The organism is Streptomyces kryoterrae, from assembly GCF_054072135.1.
Window position 1 is genome coordinate 8730212 of record NZ_CM133358.1, and the last position, 25105, is coordinate 8755316.

Annotated in this window: 20 protein-coding genes; 11 read left to right on the forward strand and 9 right to left on the reverse strand. The window is 72.4% G+C overall.

The features are described from left to right. Nucleotides 1-13: 13 nt before the first annotated feature. From ACW4TU_RS38865 to ACW4TU_RS38875, 3 genes are all read left to right on the forward strand, one after another. On the forward strand, nt 14-208 hold the full coding sequence (locus ACW4TU_RS38865) for a ferredoxin (protein WP_457421188.1): 195 nt from the start codon (nt 14-16) through the stop codon (nt 206-208). Nucleotides 209-294: 86 nt separating this feature from the next. Then, a complete protein-coding gene (locus ACW4TU_RS38870; protein ID WP_457421190.1) occupies nt 295-1533 on the forward strand; it encodes a cytochrome P450 in 1239 nt (412 codons plus the stop codon). Nucleotides 1534-1585: 52 nt separating this feature from the next. Then, nucleotides 1586-2503: an SDR family NAD(P)-dependent oxidoreductase gene (locus ACW4TU_RS38875; protein WP_457421192.1), complete on the forward strand. Its 918-nt coding sequence runs from the start codon at nt 1586-1588 to the stop codon at nt 2501-2503. Nucleotides 2504-3141: 638 nt separating this feature from the next. Here ACW4TU_RS38875 and ACW4TU_RS38880 read toward each other — a convergent pair. Continuing rightward, on the reverse strand, nt 3142-4605 hold the full coding sequence (locus ACW4TU_RS38880) for an MFS transporter (RefSeq protein ID WP_457421194.1): 1464 nt from the start codon (nt 4603-4605) through the stop codon (nt 3142-3144). A 486-nt stretch (nt 4606-5091) separates the two neighbouring features. Here ACW4TU_RS38880 and ACW4TU_RS38885 point away from each other — a divergent pair, with 486 nt between their 5' ends. Both ACW4TU_RS38885 and ACW4TU_RS38890 read left to right on the forward strand, forming a co-directional pair. Continuing rightward, on the forward strand, nt 5092-5820 hold the full coding sequence (locus ACW4TU_RS38885) for a hypothetical protein (protein WP_457421196.1): 729 nt from the start codon (nt 5092-5094) through the stop codon (nt 5818-5820). Then, nucleotides 5817-6362, forward strand: coding sequence for a SixA phosphatase family protein (locus tag ACW4TU_RS38890; RefSeq protein ID WP_457421198.1), 546 nt, complete (start codon nt 5817-5819; stop codon nt 6360-6362). Before ACW4TU_RS38885 ends, ACW4TU_RS38890 begins: the two co-directional genes overlap by 4 nt. Nucleotides 6363-6383: 21 nt before the next feature. Here ACW4TU_RS38890 and ACW4TU_RS38895 read toward each other — a convergent pair whose 3' ends face one another. Further along, nucleotides 6384-8366, reverse strand: a complete 1983-nt coding sequence (locus ACW4TU_RS38895) for an APC family permease (protein WP_457421200.1) — start codon at nt 8364-8366, stop codon at nt 6384-6386. Nucleotides 8367-8486: 120 nt separating this feature from the next. Between ACW4TU_RS38895 and ACW4TU_RS38900 the strand changes: the two genes are divergently transcribed. The 3 genes from ACW4TU_RS38900 to ACW4TU_RS38910 all read left to right on the forward strand — a co-directional run bounded on the left by ACW4TU_RS38900 (nt 8487) and on the right by ACW4TU_RS38910 (nt 13711). After that, the gene (locus tag ACW4TU_RS38900) at nt 8487-9113 is read left to right on the forward strand and encodes a YigZ family protein (protein ID WP_457421202.1); all 627 of its coding nucleotides are present in this window, start codon (nt 8487-8489) and stop codon (nt 9111-9113) included. 88 nt (nt 9114-9201) lie between these two features. Further along, entirely contained in the window at nt 9202-10365 is a 1164-nt protein-coding gene (locus ACW4TU_RS38905; RefSeq protein ID WP_457421204.1) for an exonuclease SbcCD subunit D, read from the forward strand. Nucleotides 10366-10726: 361 nt separating this feature from the next. Then, complete coding sequence (locus ACW4TU_RS38910; protein ID WP_457421206.1) at nt 10727-13711, forward strand: AAA family ATPase; 2985 nt, start codon at nt 10727-10729, stop codon at nt 13709-13711. 34 nt (nt 13712-13745) lie between these two features. On the opposite strand, the gene ACW4TU_RS38915 is transcribed toward ACW4TU_RS38910, so the two are convergent. After that, on the reverse strand, nt 13746-14192 hold the full coding sequence (locus ACW4TU_RS38915) for an Lrp/AsnC family transcriptional regulator (RefSeq protein WP_164412408.1): 447 nt from the start codon (nt 14190-14192) through the stop codon (nt 13746-13748). 140 nt (nt 14193-14332) lie between these two features. On the opposite strand from ACW4TU_RS38915, the gene ACW4TU_RS38920 reads away from it, so the two are divergent. After that, complete coding sequence (locus ACW4TU_RS38920; protein WP_457421208.1) at nt 14333-14815, forward strand: rhodanese-like domain-containing protein; 483 nt, start codon at nt 14333-14335, stop codon at nt 14813-14815. A 197-nt stretch (nt 14816-15012) separates the two neighbouring features. Here the strand turns inward: ACW4TU_RS38920 and ACW4TU_RS38925 are convergent, their stop codons facing one another. The 4 genes from ACW4TU_RS38925 to ACW4TU_RS38940 form a co-directional block, all read right to left on the reverse strand. Then, complete coding sequence (locus ACW4TU_RS38925) at nt 15013-16704, reverse strand: DUF885 domain-containing protein (RefSeq protein ID WP_457421210.1); 1692 nt, start codon at nt 16702-16704, stop codon at nt 15013-15015. Nucleotides 16705-16825: 121 nt separating this feature from the next. Further along, a complete protein-coding gene (locus tag ACW4TU_RS38930; RefSeq protein WP_457421212.1) occupies nt 16826-18085 on the reverse strand; it encodes a GNAT family N-acetyltransferase in 1260 nt (419 codons plus the stop codon). A 113-nt stretch (nt 18086-18198) separates the two neighbouring features. After that, a complete protein-coding gene (locus tag ACW4TU_RS38935; protein ID WP_457421214.1) occupies nt 18199-19788 on the reverse strand; it encodes an alkaline phosphatase D family protein in 1590 nt (529 codons plus the stop codon). A gap of 428 nt (nt 19789-20216) precedes the next feature. After that, on the reverse strand, nt 20217-21059 hold the full coding sequence (locus ACW4TU_RS38940) for an alpha/beta fold hydrolase (protein WP_457421216.1): 843 nt from the start codon (nt 21057-21059) through the stop codon (nt 20217-20219). Between the two features lie 160 nt (nt 21060-21219). On the opposite strand from ACW4TU_RS38940, the gene sigJ reads away from it, so the two are divergent. Further along, nucleotides 21220-22122 (forward strand): RNA polymerase sigma factor SigJ, encoded by a 903-nt coding sequence (gene sigJ / locus ACW4TU_RS38945; RefSeq protein ID WP_457421218.1) that lies wholly within the window; start codon nt 21220-21222, stop codon nt 22120-22122. 111 nt (nt 22123-22233) lie between these two features. After that, nucleotides 22234-22995 carry a GntR family transcriptional regulator gene (locus tag ACW4TU_RS38950; protein ID WP_457421220.1) on the forward strand — a complete coding sequence of 254 codons (762 nt, stop codon included), beginning with the start codon at nt 22234-22236 and terminating at the stop codon, nt 22993-22995. A 131-nt stretch (nt 22996-23126) separates the two neighbouring features. Here ACW4TU_RS38950 and ACW4TU_RS38955 read toward each other — a convergent pair whose 3' ends face one another. Continuing rightward, the gene (locus tag ACW4TU_RS38955) at nt 23127-24284 is read right to left on the reverse strand and encodes an ROK family transcriptional regulator (RefSeq protein ID WP_457421222.1); all 1158 of its coding nucleotides are present in this window, start codon (nt 24282-24284) and stop codon (nt 23127-23129) included. 100 nt (nt 24285-24384) lie between these two features. Beyond that, complete coding sequence (locus ACW4TU_RS38960) at nt 24385-25050, reverse strand: response regulator transcription factor (protein WP_457421224.1); 666 nt, start codon at nt 25048-25050, stop codon at nt 24385-24387. Nucleotides 25051-25105 lie beyond the last annotated feature (55 nt).

A 25105-nucleotide genomic window follows, 5' to 3' on the forward strand; every position in this document is an offset into this window, starting at 1 on the left:
CAGGAGAGTTCCCATGAAGGTTGTCGTCGACGAGGAGAAGTGCGTCGCCGCCGGGCAGTGTGTGTCGGCCGCGATGGAGGTGTTCGACCAGCGCGACGAGGACGGCATCGTCGTCGTCCTGGACGAGCACCCGCCCGCCGAGCTGGCCGAGGACGTGCGCAACGCCGCCGCCATCTGCCCGGCACTCGCCATCCGCATCGAGGAATAGACCCAGCGACAGACCGAGTGACGGACCGAGGAGGAGAGCGCTCCCGGTTCCGCGCGCGTTCCGCCCCCACCACTTGAGGAGAATCCATGGCTGAGGCAGAGACCCCGCTCGCCCCCGACGAGCAGGTGTACTTCTATCAGGACGACCGGGACGCCAAGTGCCCCTTCGCACCGGCTCCCGGGCTGCGTGCCCTGAACGAAAAGGCTCCGGTCTCCCGGGTCCGTATCTGGGACGGCAGCACCCCCTGGCTGGTCACCGGTCATGCCGCGCAGCGGGCGATCCTGTCGGACCCCCGGGTCAGCTCGGACGACAAGCAGCCCGGGTTCCCGTATCCGAACCACGTCATGGCGGAGTCGGCCCCCCACCATCCGCTGACGATCTTCAACGCGGACGGCGCCGACCACACGCGTATCCGTCGCATGATGACCCGCCCGTTCACACGCCCCCGGATGGAGGCGCTGCGGCCGAAGATCCAGGAGTTCACCGACGAGCTCATCGACCAGATGCTCGCGGGCCCTAAGCCGGCGAACCTGGTGACCGCGTTGTCGCTGCCGCTGCCCTCGCTGATGATCTGCGCGCTGCTCGGAGTGCCGTACGCGGACCACGACTTCTTCCAGGAACACGCCCAGTGGGCCACCAGGAGCGACAAGACGGTCGAGCAGCAGACGGCGGCCAACGCGGCGCTGGGCGGCTACCTCGCCAAACTCCTCCAGGAGAAGATGGAGGAGCCGACCGAGGACGTGCTTTCGGACTTCGCCGCGCGGATCAACGACGGTGACCTCACCCTTCCCGAGGCCGTCATGCTGTCCATGATCCTGCTGATCGCCGGGCACGAGACCAGCTCCAGCATGATCACACTGGGTACCGCGCTGCTGCTGGACAACCCCGGCCAGCTGGCGAACCTGCGCGAGATCGACGACACGAAGGCCGTCGCGAACGCGGTCGAGGAGATCCTGCGCTATCTGACCGTCCCGCAGCTCGGGCAGCGCCGGATCGCCGCCGAGGACTTCGAGTTCGAGGGGGTCGAGATCAAGGCGGGCGACGGCATCATCGCCGCGCTGCCCGCCGGGAACTGGGACCCGGAGGCCTTCCCCGAGCCGGAGAAGCTCGACCTCACCCGCAAGGCGAGCCACCATGTCGCCTTCGGCTGGGGCATCCACCAGTGCCTCGGCCAGCAGCTCGCCCGTATCGAGCTCCAGGTCGTCTACGGCACGCTCTACCGGCGCGTACCGACCCTGCGCCTCGCCGTCGACCGTGACGAGCTCGACTTCCGTCCGGCCGACGCGCTCGCCTTCGGCATCAGCGAGTTGCCCGTCACCTGGTAGTACCCGTCGGACGGCGACCCGTCCCACCACCGCAGCACAACAGGAGTCACCTATGAGCGAGTTCAGCTTCGAAGGACGCGTCGCCGTCGTCACCGGCGCGGGCCGCGGCCTCGGCCGGGCCTACGCCCGTCTGCTGGCGGAGCGGGGCGCGAAGGTCGTCGTCAACGACCTCGGCGGGTCGATCGAGGGCGACGGCGCGGACATCGGCCCCGCGCAGACCGTCGTCGAGGAGATCACCGCCGCGGGCGGCACGGCCGTCGCCGACACCAACGACGTGTCCACGCGGTCCGGTGCCGAGGCGATCATCAACCGGGCGGTCGAGGACTTCGGCCGTATCGACGTCCTCGTCAACAACGCCGGGATCATCAGGTACGCCGGGCTGCCCGAGATCGAGGCGGAGAACCTGGAGCGCCACCTCGCCGTACACCTCGTCGGCTCGTTCAACACGCTGCGGGCCGCCTGGCCGCACTTCGTCGAGCAGGGGTACGGGCGGGCCGTACTGACCACCTCCAGCGGCATGTTCGGACTCGACAACAACCTGTCGTACGCGGCGGCCAAGGCGGGTACGGTCGGCCTGGCCCGCAGCGCCCGCCTGGCCGGTGAGCCGCACAACATCAAGGTCAACCTGATCGCGCCGGCGGCGATGACCCGCATGGGCGGGGGCGAGCAGCCGGACGACGCGCAGCCCGTCCCCGGTATGCCGCACATGCCGTCGGCGGCGGTGGCGCCGATGGTGGCGTACCTCGCACACGAGAGCTGTCCGGTCAACGGGGAGATCTACACGGCCGGCGCCGGCCGCTTCGCACGCCTCTTCATCGCCTCGACCGAGGGATACGTCCACCAGGACGGTCCGGCGACCGTCGAGGACGTCGCGGCGAACTGGGACAGCATCAACGACGAGAAGGGCTACTACGTGCCGTCCGACCTGATGGCGTGGTCCGGGTCCTTCCTCAAGCACCAGTTCGGCTAGGGCGAAGACCGTCCCGCTGCCTTGCAGGCGCGCGGGCGGCAAACCGGCGAGCTGTCAGCCGGCGACCATGGGCCCGATCCACCGGCCACCCCCCGACGCTCCGTCGGGGGGTGGCCGGTGTCTGTCGGGGGGAGCCGCTCGCCAAGGAGTCACACGCGGCCGGATCAGCTCGATCGTGTGATCGTCCGCTCGCGGGGCCACTGTTCCACCAGTGGGTGGTTCAGGGCCCCCGTCGCCTCCCTCCGGCCTACTCACGCGGCCAGGTCGCAGAGGGCTGTGTCCGTCGGCGGCCTCCCGGGCCCGGACCACGCACGGGATGTGTGTCGCCGCCTCGGGGGCGAGTACGCCGGGGACCTGGGGGTACCCCCTCTGCGGGAGCGTCCAGGACCGTTCGGGGCGCGCGGCTGGACGAACTCATTCCCCTTCGGTCCCCAGGGACGGTCGGGCCCAGTGCTGTGCGGCGGTGGCGCGATGTACCGGTGCCGTCTGACCCTCGGCGCTGACGGAAAGGCCCACATCCGACCGGCGAGCGCTTCTCAACGCGTCGCACACGGGGAGACACCCCGGTACGCGGGTGGGGCCCGCCGCTTCGATGAAGCGGCGGGCCCCACCCGCGTACCGTGCGCCGAAGTCGGGTGTCAGACGGCCGCCTGGCCGGCCTGGACCTCGTCGAGGCGCTTGCTCCTGGGGATCAGGGAGACGAGCAGTGTGCCCACGGCGCAGCAACCCACGACGAGCCAGAGCCCGTTGGTGAAGCCCGCGTCGAGATAGAACTGCGTGCCCTGCAGGATCGCCCCGTGCTGGGCCATCACGACGAAGGCCAGCTGGGACACGATGATCTGCGCGACGCCCTGACCGAGTGTCTGGGCTCCGTTGGCCAGCGCCTGTTCCTCCGGGGTGACCACCTCGATGATCATGATGGGCGCGATGGCCATGACCATGCCCGTGCCGGTCCCCGCGATGATGCCCATCCCCACGATCTGGGGCGCGCTGTGGTGCAGTTGGGTGCCGATGCCGTAGCCGAGGACGGTGAGCGCGGAGCCGGCGCCCAGAAGGATCCGGGCGTCCATCCGGCGGGCGAGGAAGCCGGTGCTGACCGCCGCCACGATGATCATGACGCTGATGGGGCTCGTGACGATGGCGTTGTGGGTACCGGACCAGCCCAGGCCTTCGGAGACGTGGGGGATGTTCGGCATCAGGATCAGCATCTGGATCACGACACCGACGGCGCTGAGCGAGCCGGCCGCCACGGAGGTGGCCAGCAGGACGGTCCACACCGAGCGACGCCGGGTCATGGCCGGCGGGAACAGCGGTTCGGCGACGCGGCGTTCGACGAGGACGAAGGCGATCAGCGCGATCAGCGCCCCGGCGACCCAGCCGGCGAACTCTCCGCTGTCCCAGCCCCAGTGCGAGCCCTGGCCGACGGCGTAGACGAGCGCCGTGATCCCGCCGCCGAGGAGGATGCCGCCGAGCCAGTCCATCCGGCCGCCGGCCGCACGGATCGGGCTCTCGGGCACGAAGGCCGCCACCAGGGCGAAGCTCACCGCGGTGCTGATGGCCATGAACCACAGCACGCCGCGGAAGCCGTAGTCGTCCAGGAGCCAGCCCGACAGGAAGGGCCCGCCGAAGGCGACGAGGCCGACGCCGCCGGCGAGGATGCCGCTGGCGAGTCCGACCCAGCGGCGGGGGAACACGTCGCGGGTGATCGCGTAGGCCAGCGGGGCGGTGGCCGCGTAGATGCCCGCGATGCCGCGCCCGATGAGCAGGGTGCGGTAGTCGGTCGCGAGGGCGGCGACCAGGTCACCGACGAAGCCCAGCCCGGTGGCGACGAGCAGCACCTTCTTCTTGCCGAAGAGCGCCGCGGCCTTGACCGCGAAGGGCAGGAAGAAGGTCCCGGTCAGGAGCGTCATCAGGGTGAACCAGGCGATCTCGGTCGTCCGGAAGTGGATCGCGACCTCGGCCTGGGCGATGCCGGACAACGCGGCCATGAGCGCGACCAGCTGGACGGTCCACACGAGCGCGACGACGACGAGCGCGTTGCGCCCGGATGAGGAGGGGGGTCTTTCGCCTTCCTGCGGGGCGGCGGTCTGTGTCTGGGTCATGGGCGGCCTTCCAAGGGGTGAGCGGAGATGGGGAAGGGGAGATGCGGCGCGTGCCCGTCTGCGACTCCGGTGCGCCTGCCGCGTAAAGTAGACCTAACGGTCGGTACAATCAATAAGCTGCGCGTAAAGCCGCCGTGCGACCGTTTCCGGTCCCGCTGACCGGGACATCGGCGCCCGACAGGCGCGGACTGACCGACTGATCGAGGCCGGGCGATGCCGGCTCCCCGTCGACAGGGCCTCCCCTCTCGCCGGCGTTGCCGAGGCCCGCCGGGTCGGTGAGCAGGGCCCGATCCGCGGCAGGCTGGTCCTCGTCGTCGAGCCGCACGCCTCCGTCCCGGTGCCCGTGGGGGGACCGGCGCGGCGGCGGGTGCCGTGCGGCAACCCTGAACCGGTGGGGTTCGGGAGCCGCGAGGAACAGCGCGGCCAACTAACGCCGACCCGAGCCGGAACGAACCGCCGGCCCGGCGGAGCGTTACGCTCGGCACCGTGCTCCGCATCTTCGACGCCACCACCGCCGAGTCCGTAGTCGCCGCCCCGGCCCGCCGGGCCCTGACCCGTGTCGAGGCGCATGCGCCGGGCTTCGGCGCCACCGCCCTCCGTGTCCTCCTCGTCGCCGATGTCCTCGCCCGTGCCCTGGAGATCGGCGGCACCCCCGTGTGGGCCGTACTGGCCGCCGAGAAACAGGTGGCCGAACTCCGGGCGGGCGCCGCGGCTCTCGGCGTCCGGCCCTTCGAGGACCGACGCGATGTCGGACCGGAGTTCGCGGAGGCCCAGCTGATCCATGTGGTGAGCCGGGGCGACCGGGTGACGGGCGGCATCCGGCTCGATGTCGCCCCGGTCGGCTCCGCCGACGGTGTGGGCGCCCCCGGGGACATCGACCCCGCCACCCTCCGCCTGGCCCTCCTCGCGCACCCCCGCTCCGAGCCCGTCCGCCTGACCCCGGCCGCCCTGGCCGACGCGGGGAGCGCGTTGGCGCACTGGCGCCGCTCGGTCGCCGCCTGGGCGGTGCAACCGTCCCGTCCCGTGCCCGAGGAGGTGCGCCAGGAGCTGCGCGCCGCCTGGGAGGACGACCTGAACCTGCCCGCCGTACTGGACGTCCTGCGCCGCGTCGAGACCCTCGACGGGCTGCCGGACGGGGCCCGCTTCGAGACGTACGCCTACGCCGACCGCATCCTCGGCCTCGAACTCACCCGCGAGATCGGGTCGTTGACGTGACCGACGGCCGCAGCACGGGCCCGCTGCGCCGTCTGGTCGTGCTGCGGCACGCCAAGTCGGCCTGGCCGACGGGCGTCGACGACCACGACCGCCCCCTCGGACCGCGCGGTCTGCGGGACGCACCCGCCGCCGGGCAGGCACTCGCCGAGGCCGACTGCCTGCCCGAGCTCGTCCTGTGCTCCACCGCCGAACGCGCCCGCCGCACCTGGGAGTTGGCGGCGGCCGAGTGGGGCACCCCACCGCCGGTCCGGCACGATCCGAGGCTGTACGGGGCCGACGTACCGGAGTTGCTGGCCGTCGTACGGGAAGTCCCGCCCGCCGTCGGGACGTTGCTGCTGGTGGGGCATAACCCCGGCCTGGAGGAACTGGTGCTGGAGCTGGCCGGGGACGCGCTCGACGACGCGCTGGACACCGTACGGACGAAGTTCCCGACCTCCGCGATCGCCGTCCTGGCCTGGCACGGCGACGGCTGGCAGGACCTCGCGCCCGGCACGGCCCTGCTCACGGCCCTGCTCGTGCCGCGCGGGACGAAGGCAGACTGACCCGACGCCGTACCGGTCCGGCTACCCCACGTGCACGCGTGGGCGGCGGTCCAGGTCCGGTTCGGCGCGGCGGAGCACCTCGCGCGTGACCGGGGCGACCTCGCCGTGGCCGAAGATCAGGAAGCGGACCAGGTGGCTGAAGGGGTTGCCCTCGGTCCAGTTGAAGTAGGCGTGCGGGACCTGGCCGGTGCGGTCGCGCAGCTGCATCAGCACCGCCGCGATGGTGTTCGGCACGGTCGCGCCCTCCACCCGCAGCCGGCGCGCGCCGTGCTTCTCGTCGCCCCGCACGGCGAGGTCGGCCGTGAAGTCGGAGGAGTCCCGCACGAACACCTCCAGGAACAGCACGGGACGGCCGTCCGGGATGTGGGTCTGCTCGCGCTGGCTGTACTCCTTGGCCCGGTACTCCCGAGTGCTGTGCTCCTGGGGCTCGTTGGCGATCAGGAGAAGCGGACCGCCGACTGCCGCCTCGTCGATGATGCGGGCCGCCGTCTCGTCGAACGTCACTTGCGCGGCCCGCAGTTCGAAGGCGCGGCGCACGCGGGACGCGAACGACGTGACGAGGATCGCCAGGATGAAGATCGTCGCGATCTTGATGCCGTCGGGCCGCTCGATCACGTTCGTGACCAGGGTGTAGGCGAACACCGCGGTGATCGCGCCGAAGCCGATCGTGGCCGCCCGATGACCGCGCTTGTGCACGGCGACCGCCGACGCGAACGACGCGGACAGCATCAGCACCAGCACACCGGTCGCGTACGCGCCGCTCTGGTCGTCGACGTTCGCGTTGAACCAGAGCGTGATGAACACGGCCGCCGCCATGAACACCAGCACCAACGGCCGGACGGCACGCGTCCATTCGGGCGCCATGCCGTAGCGCGGCAGATAGCGCGGTACGAGGTTCAGCAGGCCGGCCAGCGCGGAGGCGCCCGCGAACCAGAGGATCGCGATCGTCGAGATGTCGTAGACCGTGCCGAAGGCCTCGCCGAGGTGCTCGTGCGCGAGATAGGCGAGTGCGCGCCCGTTCGCCGGGCCACCGCTCTCGAAGGCGGACTGCGGGATCAGGATCGTCGTCGCCAGACTGGACAGCAGCAGGAAGCAGCTCATGATCACGGCGGCCGTGGTGAGCAGCTTGCGGGTCTCCCGGATCCGCCCCTCGGGCCGCTCGTACGTGTCCGTCGGGTCCCCCTCGACCTGCGGCATCACCGCCACGCCCGTCTCGAAGCCGGACATGCCGAGCGCCAGCTTCGGGAAGACGAGCAGCGCCACGCCGATCATCGCCAGCGGCGAGGAGTGCTCCGCGGTCATCGCGTCCGTCCAGTCGCCGACCCTGCCGGGGTGGCTGAACACCTCCCAGGCGGAGACGGCGAGGACGACGAGGTTGAGGGTGAGATAGGCGCCCACGAGGACCACGGCGATGCCCATGGCCTCCTTGAAGCCCTTGAGGAACACCGCGCCAAGACCGAGGACGAGGAGGAGCGTGATCCACACGTTCCCGCCGTGCGTCCAGTGCGGGGCGAAGGGATTCTCCACGACATGCGCGGAGGCGTCCGCCGCCGACAGGGTGATCGTGATCATGAAGTCCGTCGCCGCGAAACCGAGCAGCACCAGCACGAAGATCTTCCCCGACCACCAGGGCAGCAGCCGCTCCAGCATGGCGATCGACCCCTCGCCGTGCGGACTCTCCCGCGCGACCCGGCGGTAGACCGGCAGCGCGCCCAGCAGTGTCAGCGCGATCAGCACGAGCGTGGCGAGCGGCGAGAGGAGGCCGGCCGCGAGGGCGGCGATGCCCGGCTGGTATCCCAGCGTCGAGAAGTAGTCGACGCCCGTGAGGCACATGACCCGCCACCAGCTGTGGCCCCGGTGGTCCTCGGCCGGAGTGGCGTGCGGTCCCGGATGCCGGGCCGACTGCTCGCTGAGCCCCTCCAGCAGCCAGGCCCGCCAGCGGGGCGCGGTGCCGGAGGGCGCGGGTCCGGCGCTCTCCGTGCTCTCCACCTGGGCGCCGGTCATCCGGTGCTCTCCTTGCGATCGTCGGTCTGGTGCGTCGCCGCTGGGCAACGAGGAGCGAGTATCCATCATGTCGGCACCCGTACCCCCGGCGGGGCGCCAGGCTGCGCATAGGGTGGCCGGATGCCGGACGAGTACCGCACAGTGGCCCACGCGGGCGTGCACGAGACCGAGGTCAACCGCTCCCGCTTCCTGTGCGCCCTCGCCCCCGCGGCCACCGAACAGGAGGCCCAGGAGTTCGTCGCCGCCGTCCGCAAGGAGCACGCCGACGCCACCCACAACTGCTTCGCGTACGTCATCGGCGCCGACGCCTCCGTCCAGCGGGCGAGCGACGACGGCGAACCGGGCGGCACCGCCGGAGTGCCCATGCTCCAGATGCTGCTGCGACGCGACATGCGGTACGTCGTCGCCGTCGTCACCCGCTACTACGGCGGCGTCAAACTGGGCGCGGGCGGCCTGATCCGGGCGTACGGGGGAGCGGTCGGCGAAGCTCTCGACGTGCTCGGCACCCGCACCCGCCGCCGTTTCCGGCTGGCCACGGTGACCGTCGACCACCAGCGGGCAGGCAAGGTCCAGAACGACCTGAGGTCCACCGGGCGCGAAGTACGTGATGTGCGCTACGGCGAGGCCGTCACGATCGAGATCGGGCTGCCGGACGCCGATGTGGACGCCTTCCGGGCCTGGCTGGCGGACGCGACGGCGGGGACCGCCGGGTTCGCACTCGGGGGAGAGGCGTACGGGGAAGCATGAGTGCCGCGATGCCCTCGGGGGCCGCACATCGGGCCGATACGGGAGTAACCACCCGTGATGTCAGAGCCGACTGTTAGTTTCGGGGATCATGAGACTGCTGCACACGTCCGACTGGCATCTCGGCCGCTCCTTCCACCGGGTGAACATGCTCGGAGCGCAGGCCGGGTTCATCGGCCACCTCGTCACCGTCGCGCGCGAGCGCGAGGTCGACGCGGTGGTCGTGTCGGGTGATGTGTACGACCGGGCGGTTCCCCCGCTGGCCGCCGTCGAGCTCTTCGACGACGCCCTGCACCGGCTCGCCGGCCTCGGTGTGCCGACGGTGATGATCTCCGGCAACCACGACTCGGCCCGCCGCCTGGGCGTCGGCGCCGGGCTCATCGACCGCGCCGGCATCCATCTGCGCACCGCCCCGTCGGCCACCGGGACGCCGGTGGTCCTCCGTGACGAGTGGGGTGATGTCGCCTTCTACGGCCTGCCCTATCTCGAACCGGCCCTCGTGAAGGACGAGTTCGGGGTGGAGAAGGCGAGCCACGAGAGCGTCCTCGCCGCCGCCATGGACCGGGTCCGCGCCGACCTCGCCACGCGCGCGGAGGGCACCCGTTCCGTCGTCCTCGCCCATGCCTTCGTCACGGGCGGGGAGGCCAGCGACAGTGAGCGGGACATCACCGTCGGAGGGGTCGCCGCCGTGCCCTCCGGGGTGTTCGACGGCGTCGACTATGTGGCGCTGGGCCATCTGCACGGCTGCCAGACCATCACCGGGCGCGTGCGCTACTCGGGTTCCCCGCTGCCGTACTCCTTCTCGGAGGCCGACCACCGAAAGAGCATGTGGCTGGTCGATCTGGCGGGCGACGGCTCGGTCACGGCGGAGCGCGTCGACTGCCCGGTGCCGCGCTCGCTCGCCCGTATCCGGGGGGCGCTGGAGGAACTGCTCGCCGATCCGGACCTGGCCCGCCACGAGGACGCGTGGGTCGAGGCCACGCTCACCGACGCGGTGCGCCCGGCCGACCCCATGGCCCGGCTCGCGGAACGGTTCCCGCATACCCTCAGCCTCACCTTCGATCCGGAGCGGCCACCCGGGGACCCGGACGTGACGTACGCACGGCGCCTGGCGGGGCGCGGCGACCAGGAGATCGCGGAGGACTTCGTCCTGCATGTGCGGGGCGCGGGAGCCGACGAGCACGAACGGGGCGTCCTGCGGGACGCGTTCGACGCGGTGCGGGCCGACGAGACGGTACGGGAGGGGACGCGTTGAATCCGGGGTGGACGGTGGGGCGCGGGTGCGGCGGGAGCGGTGGTTGCTGCCGTGCGATGCCCGGGCGGCTCGGTGGGCTCGGGAGTCGCCGGGCAGTGCGCGGGCGGCTCGGTAGGCTCGGGAGTCGCCGGGCCGGTATCCGTGGGTGGATGGCCACGGGTCACGCTATGGGTAGCCGCTGTCCGGCATGGAGCGCGGGGCACGGAGGCAGTGGCGGTAGCTGCCGGGCAACGCCCGGTCAGGTCGGCAGGCCAGGGGGCCGCCGGGAGGTAGCTCGCGAGCGAATCGGCACGGGCCTCGCCCCGGCCGGCCGCGCCCGAGGCGAGCGGCGCCGTACGGACTCGCGGACGGAGGGCGCCCGGTGAGGCTGCACCGGCTGGACATCACGGCCTTCGGGCCCTTCGGAGGCACCCAGCAGGTCGACTTCGGCGAGCTGTCCGCCGCTGGGCTCTTCCTCCTGCACGGTCCGACGGGCGCGGGCAAGACCTCCGTCCTGGACGCCGTCTGCTACGCGCTGTACGGCTCGGTGCCCGGCGCCCGCCAGGGCGGCTCGCTGCGCAGCGACCACGCCGAGCCCGGCACCCGCACCGAGGTCACCCTCGAACTCGCCGTCGACGGACGCCGGTTGGAGCTCACCCGGCAGCCGCCCTGGGAGCGCCCCAAGAAGCGCGGCGCGGGCACGACACTGGACAAGGCCCAGAGCTGGCTGCGCGAGTACGACGCCTCGGCCGGTGCCTGGAAGGACCTCAGCCGCTCCCACCAGGAGATCGGCGAGGAGGTCACCCAGCTGCTCGGGATGAGCCGCGAGCAGTTCTGCCAGGTCGTGCTGCTGCCCCAGGGCGACTTCGCCCGCTTCCTGCGCGCCGACGCCGAGGCCCGCGGCAAGCTGCTCGGCCGCCTCTTCGACACCCACCGCTTCGCCGAGGTCGAGAAGCGCCTCGCGGATCGCCGGCGCGCCGCCGAGGCCGAAGTACGCGACGGGGACACGGAGTTGCTGGCCGACGCCCACCGCATGCACCAGGCCGCAGGTGACGCCATGGAGCTGCCCGGCCTCACGCCGGGGCAACCGGGGCTGGCCGAGGCCATCATGGGCGCCGCCGCGATCGCCCGCTGCACCGCGCGGGAGCTGCTCACCATCGCCCACTGCGCCCGCGCCGCCGCCGAGTCCGCGCAGGTCGCGGCCGACGGCGCGCTGGCCGACGTACGTGAAGCGGCGCGGCTGCAGCGCCGGTTCGCCGAGGCGCGGGAGCGGGCCGGGCGGCTGGAGGAGCGGGCGGACGCCCACCGGGAGGACCGGCTGCGGATGGAGCGGGCCCGCAAGGCCGAGGCCGTGGCGCCCGCGCTGGAGCTGCGGGTGGCGGCCGAGGCCGAGCACCGGCGCGCGGCCGACGAGGAGACGCGCGCGCGTGCCCTGCTGCCGGACACCTTCGCGGACGCCGGCGCCGGTGGACTGGCCGCCGCCGCACGCCGGGCCGCCGAGGAACTGGGCGGCCTCGAATCCGCCCGCCGCGCCGAACAGCGGCTGGGCCGACTCGTCGCCGAGCGTGCCGGACTGGACCGTCAGGAGCGCGCCGACGAGGACGTCCTGCATGACGCCGAGAACTGGCTCGGCGACTGGGAGGCCACAAGGGCGGGCCTCCAGACCCGGATCGAGTCGGCCCAGGAAGCAGCCACCAGGGCCGAACAGCTCGCCGTCCAGCGGGAACCCGCTCAGAACCGGCTCAGGGCCGCCCGCCAGCGTGACACCTTCGCCCGGGACACGGACGAGGCGCAGGCACGCGTACTGGCCGCGCGCGAGCGTGCCACCGAGGCGAAGGCGCACTGGCTCGACCTCAAGGAACAGCGCCTGAACGGCATCGCCGCCGAACTGGCCGCCAACCTCAGCGACGGCGAACCCTGCGCCGTCTGCGGGGCCACCGAACACCCGGCGCCCGCACGGAAGATCGCCGGGCACGTCGACCGCGAGGCGGAGGAACGGGCGCTGGCCGCCTACCAGCGGGCCGACGAGCGGCGCGCCGAGGACGAACGCCTACTGGGCGTCGTACGCGAGGCGCTGGCGGCAGCCACCGCCGAGGCCGGAGACGCGCCCACCGAGCAACTCGCCGAACAGGCTGAGGAGTTGGAGCAGCGGTACGAGGAGGCCCGGCGGGGTGCCTCCGGGCTGCACTCCGCGCACGAGGAGCTGCGCCGGGCCGAGCGGGAGCGCGAGCGCCGCAGCGCCGCCCAGCAGGAGGCGGCACTCAGGACGGCGTCCCGGGTCGCCCGCCGGGACACCCTCGACCGCGAACGGACCACGCTGGAAGAGGAGTTGGCGCAGGCCCGAGGTGGCGCCGAAAGCGTCGCCGTGCGGGCCGCGCAGCTGGAACGACAGGCCGCGCTGCTCACCGGGACAGCGGAGGCCGTGCGCGCCGCCGAGGACACCGCCCAGCGACTCAAGGACGCCGACGCCCGCCTCGCCGACGCCGCCTACCGCGCCGGGTTCGACACCCCACGCGCGGCGGCGGACGCCCTCCTGGACGACGCGGCCCACCGCACACTCCAACGGCGGCTGGACGACTGGCAGTCCGAGGAGGCCGCCGTACGGGCCGCCCTCGCCGAGCCCGACACCGTGGCCGCCGCACAACAGCCGCCCGCCGACCTCGCGGGCGCGGAACAAGCGGCCTCGGCCGCGGCCCGGCGGCTGCGGGAGGCCGCCTCCGTGCGCGACGCCGCCGCGAGCCGCTGCATCGAACTCGATCGTCTGTCCGCCCGCTCGGCCACCGCCGTGCGCCGGCTCGCGCCGCTGCGGGCCGCCCACGACCGGGTGGCCCGCCTCGCCACCCTCACAGCGGGCACCTCGGCCGACAACGAACGCAGGATGCGGCTGGAGTCGTACGTCCTCGCGGCCCGTCTGGAACAGGTGGCCGCCGCCGCGACGGCACGGCTGCGGCGTATGTCGTCCGGGCGCTACACCCTGGTCCACTCCGACGACCGGGCCGGACGGGGCCGCAGCGGCCTCGGGCTGCATGTCGTGGACGCCTGGACCGGCCGCGAGCGGGACACGGCGACGCTGTCCGGCGGCGAGACGTTCTTCGCCTCGCTCGCCCTCGCCCTCGGTCTCGCGGACGTCGTCACGGACGAGGCCGGCGGGGTCCGCCTCGACACCCTCTTCATCGACGAGGGCTTCGGCAGCCTCGACGACCAGACGCTGGACGAGGTCCTCGACGTCCTCGACTCGCTGCGCGAGCGTGACCGCAGCGTCGGCATCGTCAGCCATGTGCCCGACCTGCGGCGGCGGATCCACGCCCAGCTGGAAGTGGTGAAGGGGAGATCGGGATCGGTGGTGCGCCAGCGGGGCGGCGAGTAGGACGCTGGCAGGACCGGTCGGCGGCGCCCGGCACTCACTGGCCGACGGCGCGGCGGGGGAGCGGCGAGGAGTAGACGACGCTGGTGGTCACCGAACCCAGCGCGCCGATCTTCCCCGACACCTCCTCCAGATGCCGCATCGAACGCGCGACGACCTTGATGACGAAGCAGTCGTCGCCCGTCACGTGATGCGTCTCCAGGATCTCGGGCGTCACGGCGACCAGGTCGTGGAACGGCTTGTAGTTGCCGTTCGGGTATCTGAGCCGGACGAAGGCGAGGATCGGCAGGCCGAGCCGCTCCGGGTCGACGACCGCCGAGTACCCCTGGATGACACCGGCCTCCTCCAGCCGCCGCACCCGCTCGGTGACCGCGCTCGGGGACATCGCGACGGCGCGCGCCAGCTCGGCGAAAGTGGCGCGGCCGTCGCGCTGGAGGACATCGAGGATGCGCCAGTCGGTGGCGTCCGGGGAAAACGTGCTCATACCCGAGGAATAGCAGGGGAATCCCCGGCTGAACAAGCGGAAGCCCGTGAATCACACCTTCAGGTGAGGTGACCGTCGGCCATAGATTTCTGGCCAGGGAGTCCCGGCCCGGGCTCCCACCAGGGAAAGGCCAGCAGCCCATGAGCGTCAGCACGCCCGTCGTCAACCCCGTCCTGCGCGTCGCACCCGCCTCCCCGGGCGAGGCCGCCGCCCACTTCGCCGCGAGCCTCGCCTTCCACGCCGACGTGTCCGACGTGGCCGCCGCACTCGCGGCCGACGGTGACCCCGGTTTCGTGGTCGTCGACTCGCGTTCCACCGAGTCCTGGGACCAGGGCCGCATCCCCGGCGCCCTCCACCTGCCGACGGCCCTGATCCCCGAACAGGCCGCCGGGCTGCTCGACAGGTCCGTCCCGGTGGTGACGTACTGCTGGGGTCCCGGCTGCAACGGGGCGACCCGTGCGGCCCTCGCCCTCGCCCAACTCGGCTACCAGGTCAAGGAGATGCTCGGCGGCTTCGAGTACTGGGTGCGTGAGGGCTTCGAGTTCGAGACGTGGGAGGGACGGGAGCGCCGCGCCACCGACGCGCTGACGGCCCCGGTCGACGCGTCGGACTGCGGCTGCTGAAACAGACGCGGACCGCAGTCCCGCACGAGCGTCGGTGCCCTACGGCCAGCCGGGCCGGATGCATGCCTGGGCCTCGTGCCGCTGCGGCGGCTGACGGACCGACGTGAGGACAGGGGCGGGGAGCGGGGTGTCGCCCCGAACTCCCGGCCCCACAACCCCCCTTGCCCCGCCGCCGAGTTGCTCTCAGCGGGGCTGCCTCACAGCTGGGAGAGCTCGTCCACCAGGTCGTCCAGTCCCAGTGAGCCCTGTGAGAGCGCGGCCATGTGCCAGGCCTTCGCGTCGAAGGCGTCGCCGTGGCGGCGCTGGGCGTTCTCCCGGCCCAGCAGCCAGGCCCGCTCGCCCAGCTTGTAGCCGATCGCCTGGCCGGGGATGGTCAGATAGCGCGTCAGTTCGCTCTCCACGAAGTCCGCGGGGCGGCTGCTGTGAGCGCCGAAGAACTCCTGCGCCAGTTCCGGGGTCCAGCACTCGCCCGGGTGGAACGGGGAGTCCGCCGGGATCTCCAGTTCCGCGTGCATGCCGATGTCGACGATGACCCGGGCCGCCCGCATCATCTGCGCGTCGAGGTAGCCGAGGCGCTGCTCCGCGTCCGTGAGATAGCCCAGCTCGTCCATGAGGCGCTCCGCGTACAGCGCCCAGCCCTCGCAGTTGGCGCTGACGCCGCCGACGGTGGCCTGGTAGCGGGAGAGGTTCTCGGCGACGTGCGCCCACTGCGCGAGCTGGAGGTGGTGGCCGGGGACACCCTCGTGGTACCAGGTCGAGACCAGGTCGTACACGGGGAAGCGGGTCTGGCCCATCGTCGGCAGCCAGGTGGTCCCGGGGCGGGAGAAGTCCTCCGACGGGGCCATGTAGTAAGGCGCCGCCGCGCTGCCGGGCGGCGCGATGCGGGACTCCACCCTCTTCACCCGCTCGGCGAGTTCGAAGTGCGTGCCGTCCAGCGCCTCGATCGCCTGGTCCATCAGGCCCTGGAGCCACTCGCGGACCTCGTCGACGCCCTCGATGTGCTTGCCGTGCTCGTCGAGATGCGCCAGCGCCACCCACGGTGTCGCCGCGCCGGGCAGGATGTTCTCGGCCTCCCGCTTCATCTCACCGAGGAGACGGTGGTACTCGGCCCAGCCGTACGCGTACGCCTCGTCCAGGTCCAGATCCGTGCCGTTCCAGTAGCGGGACCAGCGCGCGTACCGCTCACGCCCCACCGTGTTCGGCTTGCCCTCGACGGCCGGCGTGTACACGTCCCGTATCCAGTCCCGCAGTTCGACGACGGCCGCGTCCGCGACCCCGGCCGCCTCGTCCAGTTCGGTGCGCAGCGCCCCGGGGCCGGCCGACACGAAGTCCGTGAACCAGCCGACGCCCTTGCCCTCCAGGTCGGACCACTCGCCGAGCTGCCCGACGAAGGTGGCGGTGGGGCGCGGACCCGCGTACAGCTCGCGCTCCAGGCCCAGGGTCAGGCTCTCCCGGTAGCCCCGCAGCGCGGCCGGAACCGCGCGCAGCCGCTCCGCGACCGCCGTCCAGTCCTCGTCCGTCTCCGTCGGCGTCACGGTGAACACCTCGCGCACCGAGTGCGCGGCCGTGTGCATGTTGCCGACGGCGCACAGGCCCTCGCCGGCCTCGTGCACGGCGAGTTCGGCGGTGAGCCGCTCGCGCAGCAGGCGTCCGCAGCGCCGCTCGATGTCACTGTCCGCGCCGGGCCGGCGCTCGGCCTCGTCCAGCCGGGCCAGCGTCGTCCGCGCCAGCTCCGCCAGGGCCTCCTGACCGGCGGGCGAGGTGTCCGGGAGCCGGCTCGAACTCTCCTTCACGCCGAGATACGTACCGGTGACCGGGTCGAGGGCGATGAGGTCGTCGACATATGCGTCGGCGACCTCTCGGGGCAGCGGGTTCTTGATGTCTGACATGCCGCCATCCTCGTATGCGACGACTGGCTGCGTCACGTCGATTCGCGCCGGAACGCGCGACCGGCCCGGCGGAGGCCGCCGGGCCGGTCCTGAGCGCGATCAGTACGGGACCAGTACGGGATCAGTCCCGCGCGCTGTGGTCGTACGTCCTCGGCGACGCGACCGGGTTCGCGTCCAGGCGGGCCGTGATGACGAGGGTGCCCTCCTCGATCTGGTAGTCGAGGGGCAGACCGAGGGCGCGCATCGCGGCGACCATGCCGGTGTTGGAGGACTGCGTGACGGCGTACACGTGCTCGCAGTTCGCCTCGCGCGCCATCGACACCAGCCGGCGCAGGAGCTCGCCGCCGATGCCGCGCCGCTGCCACTCGTCCTCGACGAGCAGCGCGATCTCGGTCTCGTCGCCGTCCCAGAGGAGGTGACCGAGGCCGACCACCCGCCCCGACGCCGTCTGTACGGCCAGTGTGCGGCCGTAGCGCGGGCTGAGCAGATGGCCCAGGTACCGGTCGGCGTCGCCCATCGGGCCGTGGTAGCGGAGCGAGAGGGTGCGCGGTGAGCAGCGCTCGTGCATGGCCTTCGCCGCGTCCAGGTCGCCCGCGTCGGCGCGCCGTACGGTGATGGCGTTGCCCCGCGGCAGCGTCAGCACGTCCTGGCCGTGCGGGACGCGGGGACCGAGCCGCGCGTCCAGCTCCACCAGGGCCCGCGCCCGCGCGAACTCGGTCGGGGTGAACGGCAGATACGGCCGCTCCACGGTGATCACTCCGCCTTCCGGCGCGCGCAGCCGCATCACCGTGTCCGTCTCCTCCAGGGCGCCCTCGGCCGGCACGCCCTCGCGCGCCGCCGAGTCACCGCCGGGCAGCGAACGGATCGTGCACCGCCCGAGCAACTGGCGCAGCGCGAGCGGCAGTTCGGCCGCGTCCAGGGCCGTACGGGTGGCCAGGCCCAGCACCCGGGTCGGCGCGTCGACGAGATCGTGGGCGTCGGCCCGCTCGATCCACGTCCCGGCGCCGCCCGCCCGGGACACCGACCCGGAGATCTCGGCGGCGGCGAGGTCACCGGGGGCGCGCAGCAGGAACTCGTCGACCGTGCCCCGGGCCAGCGGATGCGTCTGCAGGCTGAGGATGTCGATACGCCGCTCGGCGAGTGCTGTGCACAGCGCGGCGAGCGACCCGGGCTGGTCCTGCACCGTCGTCCGCATCCGCCACAGCACGCTCGCGCCGGTGTCGATGCCGGTCTCGGCATCGTTGTCGTCCGGCGGTGCGTGACCGTGGCGGCTTGCCCACCATGTGCGCAGCAGTGCGGCGAGTTCGACGACGTCCCGCCGCCACTGACGTACCGGGCGGCTGTCCGCCGCGGAGGTTTTCTCACATACGTTTCGAGTCATGCAGCCACCATGGGCCAACGGTGTTGCGTGATCACGAACGGACTGTGACCGAAGGGTTAAGTTGCATTCCGCCCCTTTGGTTTACTTTTTTACCGTTAATGTCGTATGCGTCCCTACTGCCCCACCCGTCCCGGCTGCAGCACCTTCGTGAACAGCACGGTCCCATCCTGCTCGCGCAGCCGTACCGTCAGTTCCCCGCTGTCGCCGTCGATGTCGACCTCGCCGAAGAACTGGTAGCCGCCGGCGGGTGAGACGTTCGCCGCGGTCGGCGCCTTCACGAAGACCCGCTCCGGACCGAACGTACCGTCGAGCGCGCTGGCGGGGAACGCCCCGGCGTTCAGCGGGCCCGACACGAACTCCCAGAACGGCTCGAAGTCGGTGAAGGCGGCCCGCGAGGGCTGGTAGTGCTGGGCCGAGGTGTGGTGGACGTCGGCGGTCAGCCAGAGCGTGCCGGTGATCCGCCGGTGCTTGATGTACCGGAGCAGCTCGGCGATCTGCAGCTCACGCCCGAGCGGCGCGCCCGGGTCGCCCTGCGCGACGGCCTCGATGTTGGCCTTGCCCTCGGTGGCGTCCGGCACGACCAGGCCCAGCGGCATGTCGGCGGCGATCACCTTCCACACGGCACGCGAGCAGGACAGTTCCCGCTTGAGCCACTCCAGCTGCTCGGCGCCGAGGATGCCCTGCGGGTCGACGGTCTGGTCGTCGGGGGAGTTGGCGTTGCGGTACGTCCGCATGTCGAGGACGAACACGTCGAGCAGCGGCCCCTGGTGCAGCACGCGGTACACGCGCCCGTCCCGGGCGCCCGGCCGGAGCGTGGAGACCGGGAAGTACTCGCTGAAGGCCCGCCGGGCCCGGCCGGCGAGGACGTCGACGCTCTTCTCGGTGTAACGGGTGTCCGAGTCGAGAACCCGCTCCCCCGGATACCAGTTGTTGCGCACCTCGTGGTCGTCCCACTGGATGACCGACGGGACCTGGGCGTTGAACCGCCGGAGGTTCTCGTCGAGCAGGTTGTAACGGAAGTTGCCGCGGAACTCGGCGAGCGTCTCGGCGACCTTCGACTTCTCCTCGGTCGTGATGTTCCGCCAGGTGCTGCCGTCGGGCAGCGCGGCGGTCGCGGCGATCGGACCGTCGGCGTAGATGTTGTCGCCGCTGCACAGGAAGAAGTCGGGGTCGAGCTTCCCCATCGCGTCGTAGATCCGGTAGCCGCCGAGCTCCGGGTTGATGCCCCAGCCCTGCCCCGCCAGGTCCCCCGACCACAGGAACCGCACCCCGTCGCGCCGCCGCACCGGTGCCGTACGGAAGGTGCCGGTCACCGGCTCACCGGTGCGGCGCGGGTCGTCCGGGTCGGCGAGCAGCACGCGGTAGTGGATCTGCTCGCCCGGCGGCAGTCCGCGCAGCCGGGTCGTACCGGTGAAGTCGGTGCCGGTGCCGAGCAGGGGACCGTGCCAGCGCCGGGGGTTGCGGAACGACTCGGTGGCGGACGTCTCGACGACCATCCGGGCCGGCCGGTCGGAGCGTACCCACACCAGCCCGGAGTCGGCGGTGACGTCGCCCGTCTGGACGCCCCACCCGGCCTTCGGCCGCCCGGACAGGGCGAACGCGGGCGCCGCCGCACCGACGGCGGCGGGCAGGGTCAGGGCCGCCGAAGCGGCGAGCGAACCGCGCAGCACGCTGCGACGACCGGGCAGGGGAGAAGCTGACATGGGGCGTGCCTCCGGGGACAGGATCCGGCGAGTGTGCACAGCCACAACTACGGGGACACCGCAGCGCCCACGCAAACCACACATGAACAACTGCCGCCGGGGACATGGGAACCGCTCTGCGAGCCAACGGCAGGGGCCGAAGGCATCGGAAGGGGGGCGTCAGGAAGCGAGAGCCCCCGCCATCAGCCGCACCCCCGCCCCGATCCGCGCGGGCGACAACCGCGCGTACCCCAGCACCAGCCGCAGGCCCCCGCCTCGCACAGGCGCGTGCGCGAAGTCCGCCGGCGGCCGTACCGCGATCCCGGCCGCCGCCGCCCGCTCCAGGAACCGTCGGCACGGGCTCCCACGGCGCCGCGCAGGCCGCCGGGAGCGCCCTTGTCGGCGTCGGAGTCGCCCTGGGATCTGGCGCGTTGGCCCTCGTACGCCGGTCAGCGGCTGCCGTCGAGGAGTACCCGGGCGACCAGTGCCGGATCGTCGTTCATCGGGACGTGGCCGCAGCCGGGGAGCCGGATCAGGCGGGCCTTGGGGATGATCTGCTTGGCGCGGACACCCTGGCGGCGCACGAGCAGGAGGTCGCGGGTGCCCCACGCCACGGTGACCGGGACGCCCGGGATGTCGTCCGTGAAGCGGATGTCGCGGCCGGCCCTGAGGGTCTCCGTGAACCGCTGGGCGTTCGCCAGGGCGAGTGTCTCGGCGACGACGGCCTCGGGTGAACGGCGGCCGGGACGGGCGTAGATGGTGCTCATCAGGACGCTCCGCCCCGCCGCGGAGCGCGACAGCCGCTCGACCAGGGGCACCGGCATGCTCCGCGCGGCTCGCCTCATCGCGAGCAGCATTCCGAACGCGTACCGCCGTTCGGCCTGCGACCAGAACCCCGCCGGGGAAAGCGTGGTGACGGACCGCACGCGCTTCTCGCGCCCGAGTTCCAGGGCCAGCAGACCGCCCAGCGAGTTGCCCGCCACATGCGGCCGGTCCAGCTCCAGCGCCTCGCACAGGGCGGCGAAGACAGCCGTCATCGTCGGCAGGTCGTGGGCGAGACCGTCCGGCAGCGCCGGGGACGCGCCGAATCCGGGAAGATCGACGGCGATCACGTCGCGCTCGGTGGCCAGGATGTCGATCACCGGGTCCCAGGCCTGCCGGTGGTGTCCGATGCCGTGCAGCAGCAGAAGCGGTTCGCCGGCGCCCACGCGCGCGTACGACAGGGTCACGGTCCTGGGCTCGGCCGCCGGATCGTACGGAGAGGGGACCTCGAAGGTGACGGTGGCGGACATGGGGCTGCTCCTCGTCGTACACGGTCGTACACGTCTGCGTGGGTGTCCTCGGGCACTGCGTAGACAGCTTGTCAGCAATTAATACTGGCCGGTAGCCCCCGGTGGGCGGCGGCCGACAATGCGCTGGACATCACGCTCGGTGCCGGGTTGGGATGGGGCCGTGACCGCCGACACCGTGAACGACGTCTTCGAAGAGCACCGGCCCGTCCTGATGGGCGTCGCCTACCGCATGCTCGGCCGGGTGGCCGACGCCGAGGACGTCGTCCAGGACGCCTGGCTGCGCTGGTCCGCCGCAGACCGGACCGACGTACGCGAACCGCGCGGCTATCTCGTGCGCGTCACGACCCGGCTCGCCATCGACCGGCTGCGCCAGGTGAGGGCACGTGGCGAGACATACGTCGGCCCGTGGCTGCCCGAGCCGTACCTCACCGAACTCACCGGCGCCGCAGGGACCGTTCCGGACGCGGCCGAACGGGCCGTGCTCGCCGACACCGTGTCCCTCGCGGTCATGGTCGTGATGGAGTCCCTCTCGCCGCTGGAGCGCGCGGTGTTCGTCCTCCGGGAGGCCTTCGCGTACCCGTTCACGGAGATCGCCGCGATGCTCGACCGCACCGAACCGGCGGTGCGGCAGCTCGCCGGACGCGCCCGCCGGCACGTCGACGAACGCCGCCCGCGCTACGAGGTCGACCCGGCCCAGCGCCGTGACCTGACCGAACGGTTCCTCGTCGCCGCGGAACAGGGCGATCTCGCGGGCCTCATGGAACTGCTCGCCCCGGACGTCTGCCTCGTCGCCGACAGCGGCGGCCTGGCGCGGGCGCCGCGCCGGATCCTGGAGTCGGCCGACCATGTGGGCCGCTTCGTCATCGGCACAGCGGGCAAGGGCCTCGTCGACGCGTCGTTCCGCTACCTGGAGGTCAACGGCGGCTTCGCCGTGCTGGTCCTGGACGGCGGCAAGCCCGACGCCGTGTTCCAGATGGATGTGGCGGACGGCCGTATCCAGTGTGTGTACATCATCCGCAACCCGGACAAGGTGCGCTCCCTGACCCTTCCTCAGGAAGGCTGATTGGTCTTGACCAAGCCTCAGGGCCGCCCTATGGTCGCAGGAAAGTGCAACAACCTTTAATAAACAAGGGCGCCAAAACGCCGCTGGACCACGGCGATTGCGGAGGACAGGGTGGGGACCACGCAGTTGGAAACGGTGCCGGAGCCGAAGTACTGGCATCTGAAGACCGTGCTCAGTGAGGCACTGGACTCCGAGTTCACGGTGGGGGAGATCCTGCCGAACGAGCGTGACCTCGCGGCCCGCTTCGGTGTCGCCCGTGCCACACTCCGTCAGGCGCTGGAGCAGCTCGAACTCGAAGGCCGGCTCCAGCGCCGGCGCGGTGTCGGGACGACCGTCGCCCCGCCGCGCATGGGCGTCCCCGTCGGCACGGCCCAGCACGTGTGGCCGGGCGCGCAGGACGACGCCTGGCAGGCCGTGGACAGCGCGCTGACCGTACCGGCCGGGTCCGTGGCCGCCGCCCTGGAGACCGGCCGGGACGAGGCCGTCCACACCGTGCGTCGCTCGCGCGTCTCGCACGGCCAGCCGGTCGCCGCCGAGCTGCTCTACGTCCCGGCCGCCTCGGTACCCGACCTGTCGGCGATAGACGCCCCGTCCGGAGCGGCACGCGCGCGTGCGGTGCTGCGCGAACTCCAGCGCCTGGAGCTGGAGGGCCAGGACCGTTCCGTGGAACTCGGCTCGGCCCGCGCGGACGACGCCAAGGAGCTGGACCGCCTCCCCGGGGCCCCCGTCCTCGTCGTCACGACCCGCTTCTTCACCCGGGGCCGCACGGCCGCACTCTCCGTGGCGACCTATCGCGCTGACACGTGCCGGTTGACCTTCGGCGACACCGGGGGAGTGGAGATACACCACGGCCCGGAACGCCACGCGTCCTGACCCTCGTACAGCGACCCTGATGCCCCGGAGCGCTTCAGCCTCGGGGCATCGGGCGTTCTCGGGCGCGCCCAGCCACGACGGACCCGCGCGTTCCCCAACGGCATTTCCCCCACCGCACGTCCCGCGAGCGCTCAGCGGCGGGCCGTCACCGTGCTCTCCACCGCGAACAGCTGCTCGTCGACATGGTCGAGGGCCAGCCGCAGCGCGCCCGTCGCCACGGCCGCCTCGCCGAGGAGCGACAGGGCCACGCCGGGCGGGCGCAGACAGTAGCGGGCCAGCTCGTCGCGCAGGGGTTCCAGTACGCCGTCCAGCCCCGCCGCCCAGCCGCCGACGACGACCAGCTCGGGGTCGAGGGCCAGGACGAGCGCGGCCACGTCGTGGACCAGCCGCTGGATGAAGCGGTCGACGGCCGCGCGGGCCTGCTCGTCACCCTCGCGGGCGCGAGCGAACACCCCGGCGACCGCCACCTCGTCGAGCGGGTGCAACGGCTCGCCCGGGGTCGAAAGCAGCGCCTCCGGGGTCGCCTCGCGGCCCAGCAGATGCAGCGCGCCGATCTCCCCGGCCGCCCCGCCGAACCCCCGGTGCAGCCGCCCGCCGATCAGTGAACCGGCGCCCGGACTCAGCCCGGCCAGCACGAACACCACGTCGTCGGAGTCGACCGCCGCGCCCTTCCAGTGCTCGGCGACGGCAGCCGCGTTGGCGTCGTTCTCGACGAGCACAGGGCACTTGAAGGACCGGCTGAGCCGTTCACCGAGCCGCAGCCCGGTCCACTCGGGCAGCGCGGTGCACAGCCGTACGACCCCGTCGGCCTCCACGATCCCGGGCGAGGCCACGCCCACGGCCCGCAGGGAGTCACGGGCCACGCCGGCCCGGCGCAGCAGCTCGGCGACCGCGGAGCGCAGCCGCTCCAGCCGCTCGTCCGCGGGTGCCGCCTCGTCGACGTCCTTCGAGATCGACCCCAGCAGCCGCCCGTCGAGGTCGGACAGCAGCGCGGCGACGCGGTGGGAACCGATCTCCAGCCCCAGCAGATGTCCGGCCTCCGCCCGGAACCGGAACCGCCGCGCGGGCCGCCCCTGCCGCCGGGCGACGCTCTCGTCGGCGGCCTTCTCTACGACGAGCCCGGCCTCGATGAGCCCCTCGACGACGCCCTCGACGGTCGGCCGGGACAGCCCTGTCACCCGGGTGATCTCGGTCAGTGTCGCGCAGTCCGTGGCACGCAGCGCGTGCAGCACCACCGCGGAGTTGATCCTTCGCAGCAGCGAGGGATCCCCACCGGTCAGCTGCCCCAACGTACGTCCTCCCAGCTCGTGCGCGTGTGGGGCGGATCGTACTCGGCGCGGAGCACCCGTGCGAGAGCCGGACACCTCCGACCTGTCCGACGGGCCGGGATCATCCGGGCGCCACGAACCCGGACTCGTACGCCACGATGACCGCCTGCGTGCGATCCCGGGCCCCCAGTTTCGCCAGCACGGCACTGACGTGCGACTTCACGGTCTCGGTCCCGACGACCAGCCGGGCGGCGATCTCGGCGTTGGACAGTCCCCGGGCCATCAGCCGCAGCACCTCCGCCTCGCGCTCGGTCAGCCGCGCCCGCTCCAGAACGGCCCGGGCGGCCCGATTCCCGCCACCCTCCTCCCCGTACTCGGCCGCCAACCGCCGTACCGAGGCCGGGAACAGCAACGACTCGCCCTCGGCGACCAGGCGCACCGCGTGCACGATCTCGGCCGGCCGGGCCCGCTTGAGCAGAAACCCGTCGGCACCGGCCCGCAGCGCCTCGTACACGTACTCGTCGTTCTCGAACGTCGTCACCACCAGGATCTTCGGCGGCTCCGCCACGGTCCGCAGCAGCGCGCGCGTGGCCTCGATGCCGTCCATCAAGGGCATCCGCACATCCATGGCGACGACGTCCGGCCGCAACTGCCTGACCAACGGTATGACGGCGGCCCCGTCAGCGGCCTCCCCGACGACCTCGATATCGGGCTGAGCCTCCAACACGACCCGCAGACCGGCCCGTACGAGGGGCTCGTCGTCGACCAGGAGCACGGTTATGGGCATCCGGGCAGCGTAGATCAACCGCATGCGCGGCGCCGGACGCGGAGGAGCGGCGGGG

Excerpts from the sequence above, each read along its gene's own strand:
- ACW4TU_RS38880 (WP_457421194.1), bottom strand. The coding sequence starts at position 4,605 with ATGACCCAGACACAGACCGCCGCCCCGCAGGAAGGCGAAAGACCCCCC.
- ACW4TU_RS38935 (WP_457421214.1), bottom strand. The coding sequence starts at position 19,788 with ATGTCAGCTTCTCCCCTGCCCGGTCGTCGCAGCGTGCTGCGCGGTTCG.
- ACW4TU_RS38960 (WP_457421224.1), bottom strand. The coding sequence starts at position 25,050 with ATGCCCATAACCGTGCTCCTGGTCGACGACGAGCCCCTCGTACGGGCC.
- ACW4TU_RS38895 (WP_457421200.1), bottom strand. The coding sequence starts at position 8,366 with ATGACCGGCGCCCAGGTGGAGAGCACGGAGAGCGCCGGACCCGCGCCC.
- ACW4TU_RS38875 (WP_457421192.1), top strand. The coding sequence starts at position 1,586 with ATGAGCGAGTTCAGCTTCGAAGGACGCGTCGCCGTCGTCACCGGCGCG.
- ACW4TU_RS38915 (WP_164412408.1), bottom strand. The coding sequence starts at position 14,192 with ATGAGCACGTTTTCCCCGGACGCCACCGACTGGCGCATCCTCGATGTC.
- ACW4TU_RS38905 (WP_457421204.1), top strand. The coding sequence starts at position 9,202 with ATGAGACTGCTGCACACGTCCGACTGGCATCTCGGCCGCTCCTTCCAC.
- ACW4TU_RS38920 (WP_457421208.1), top strand. The coding sequence starts at position 14,333 with ATGAGCGTCAGCACGCCCGTCGTCAACCCCGTCCTGCGCGTCGCACCC.
- ACW4TU_RS38900 (WP_457421202.1), top strand. The coding sequence starts at position 8,487 with ATGCCGGACGAGTACCGCACAGTGGCCCACGCGGGCGTGCACGAGACC.
- ACW4TU_RS38925 (WP_457421210.1), bottom strand. The coding sequence starts at position 16,704 with ATGTCAGACATCAAGAACCCGCTGCCCCGAGAGGTCGCCGACGCATAT.
- ACW4TU_RS38865 (WP_457421188.1), top strand. The coding sequence starts at position 14 with ATGAAGGTTGTCGTCGACGAGGAGAAGTGCGTCGCCGCCGGGCAGTGT.
- ACW4TU_RS38930 (WP_457421212.1), bottom strand. The coding sequence starts at position 18,085 with ATGACTCGAAACGTATGTGAGAAAACCTCCGCGGCGGACAGCCGCCCG.
- ACW4TU_RS38940 (WP_457421216.1), bottom strand. The coding sequence starts at position 21,059 with ATGTCCGCCACCGTCACCTTCGAGGTCCCCTCTCCGTACGATCCGGCG.
- ACW4TU_RS38870 (WP_457421190.1), top strand. The coding sequence starts at position 295 with ATGGCTGAGGCAGAGACCCCGCTCGCCCCCGACGAGCAGGTGTACTTC.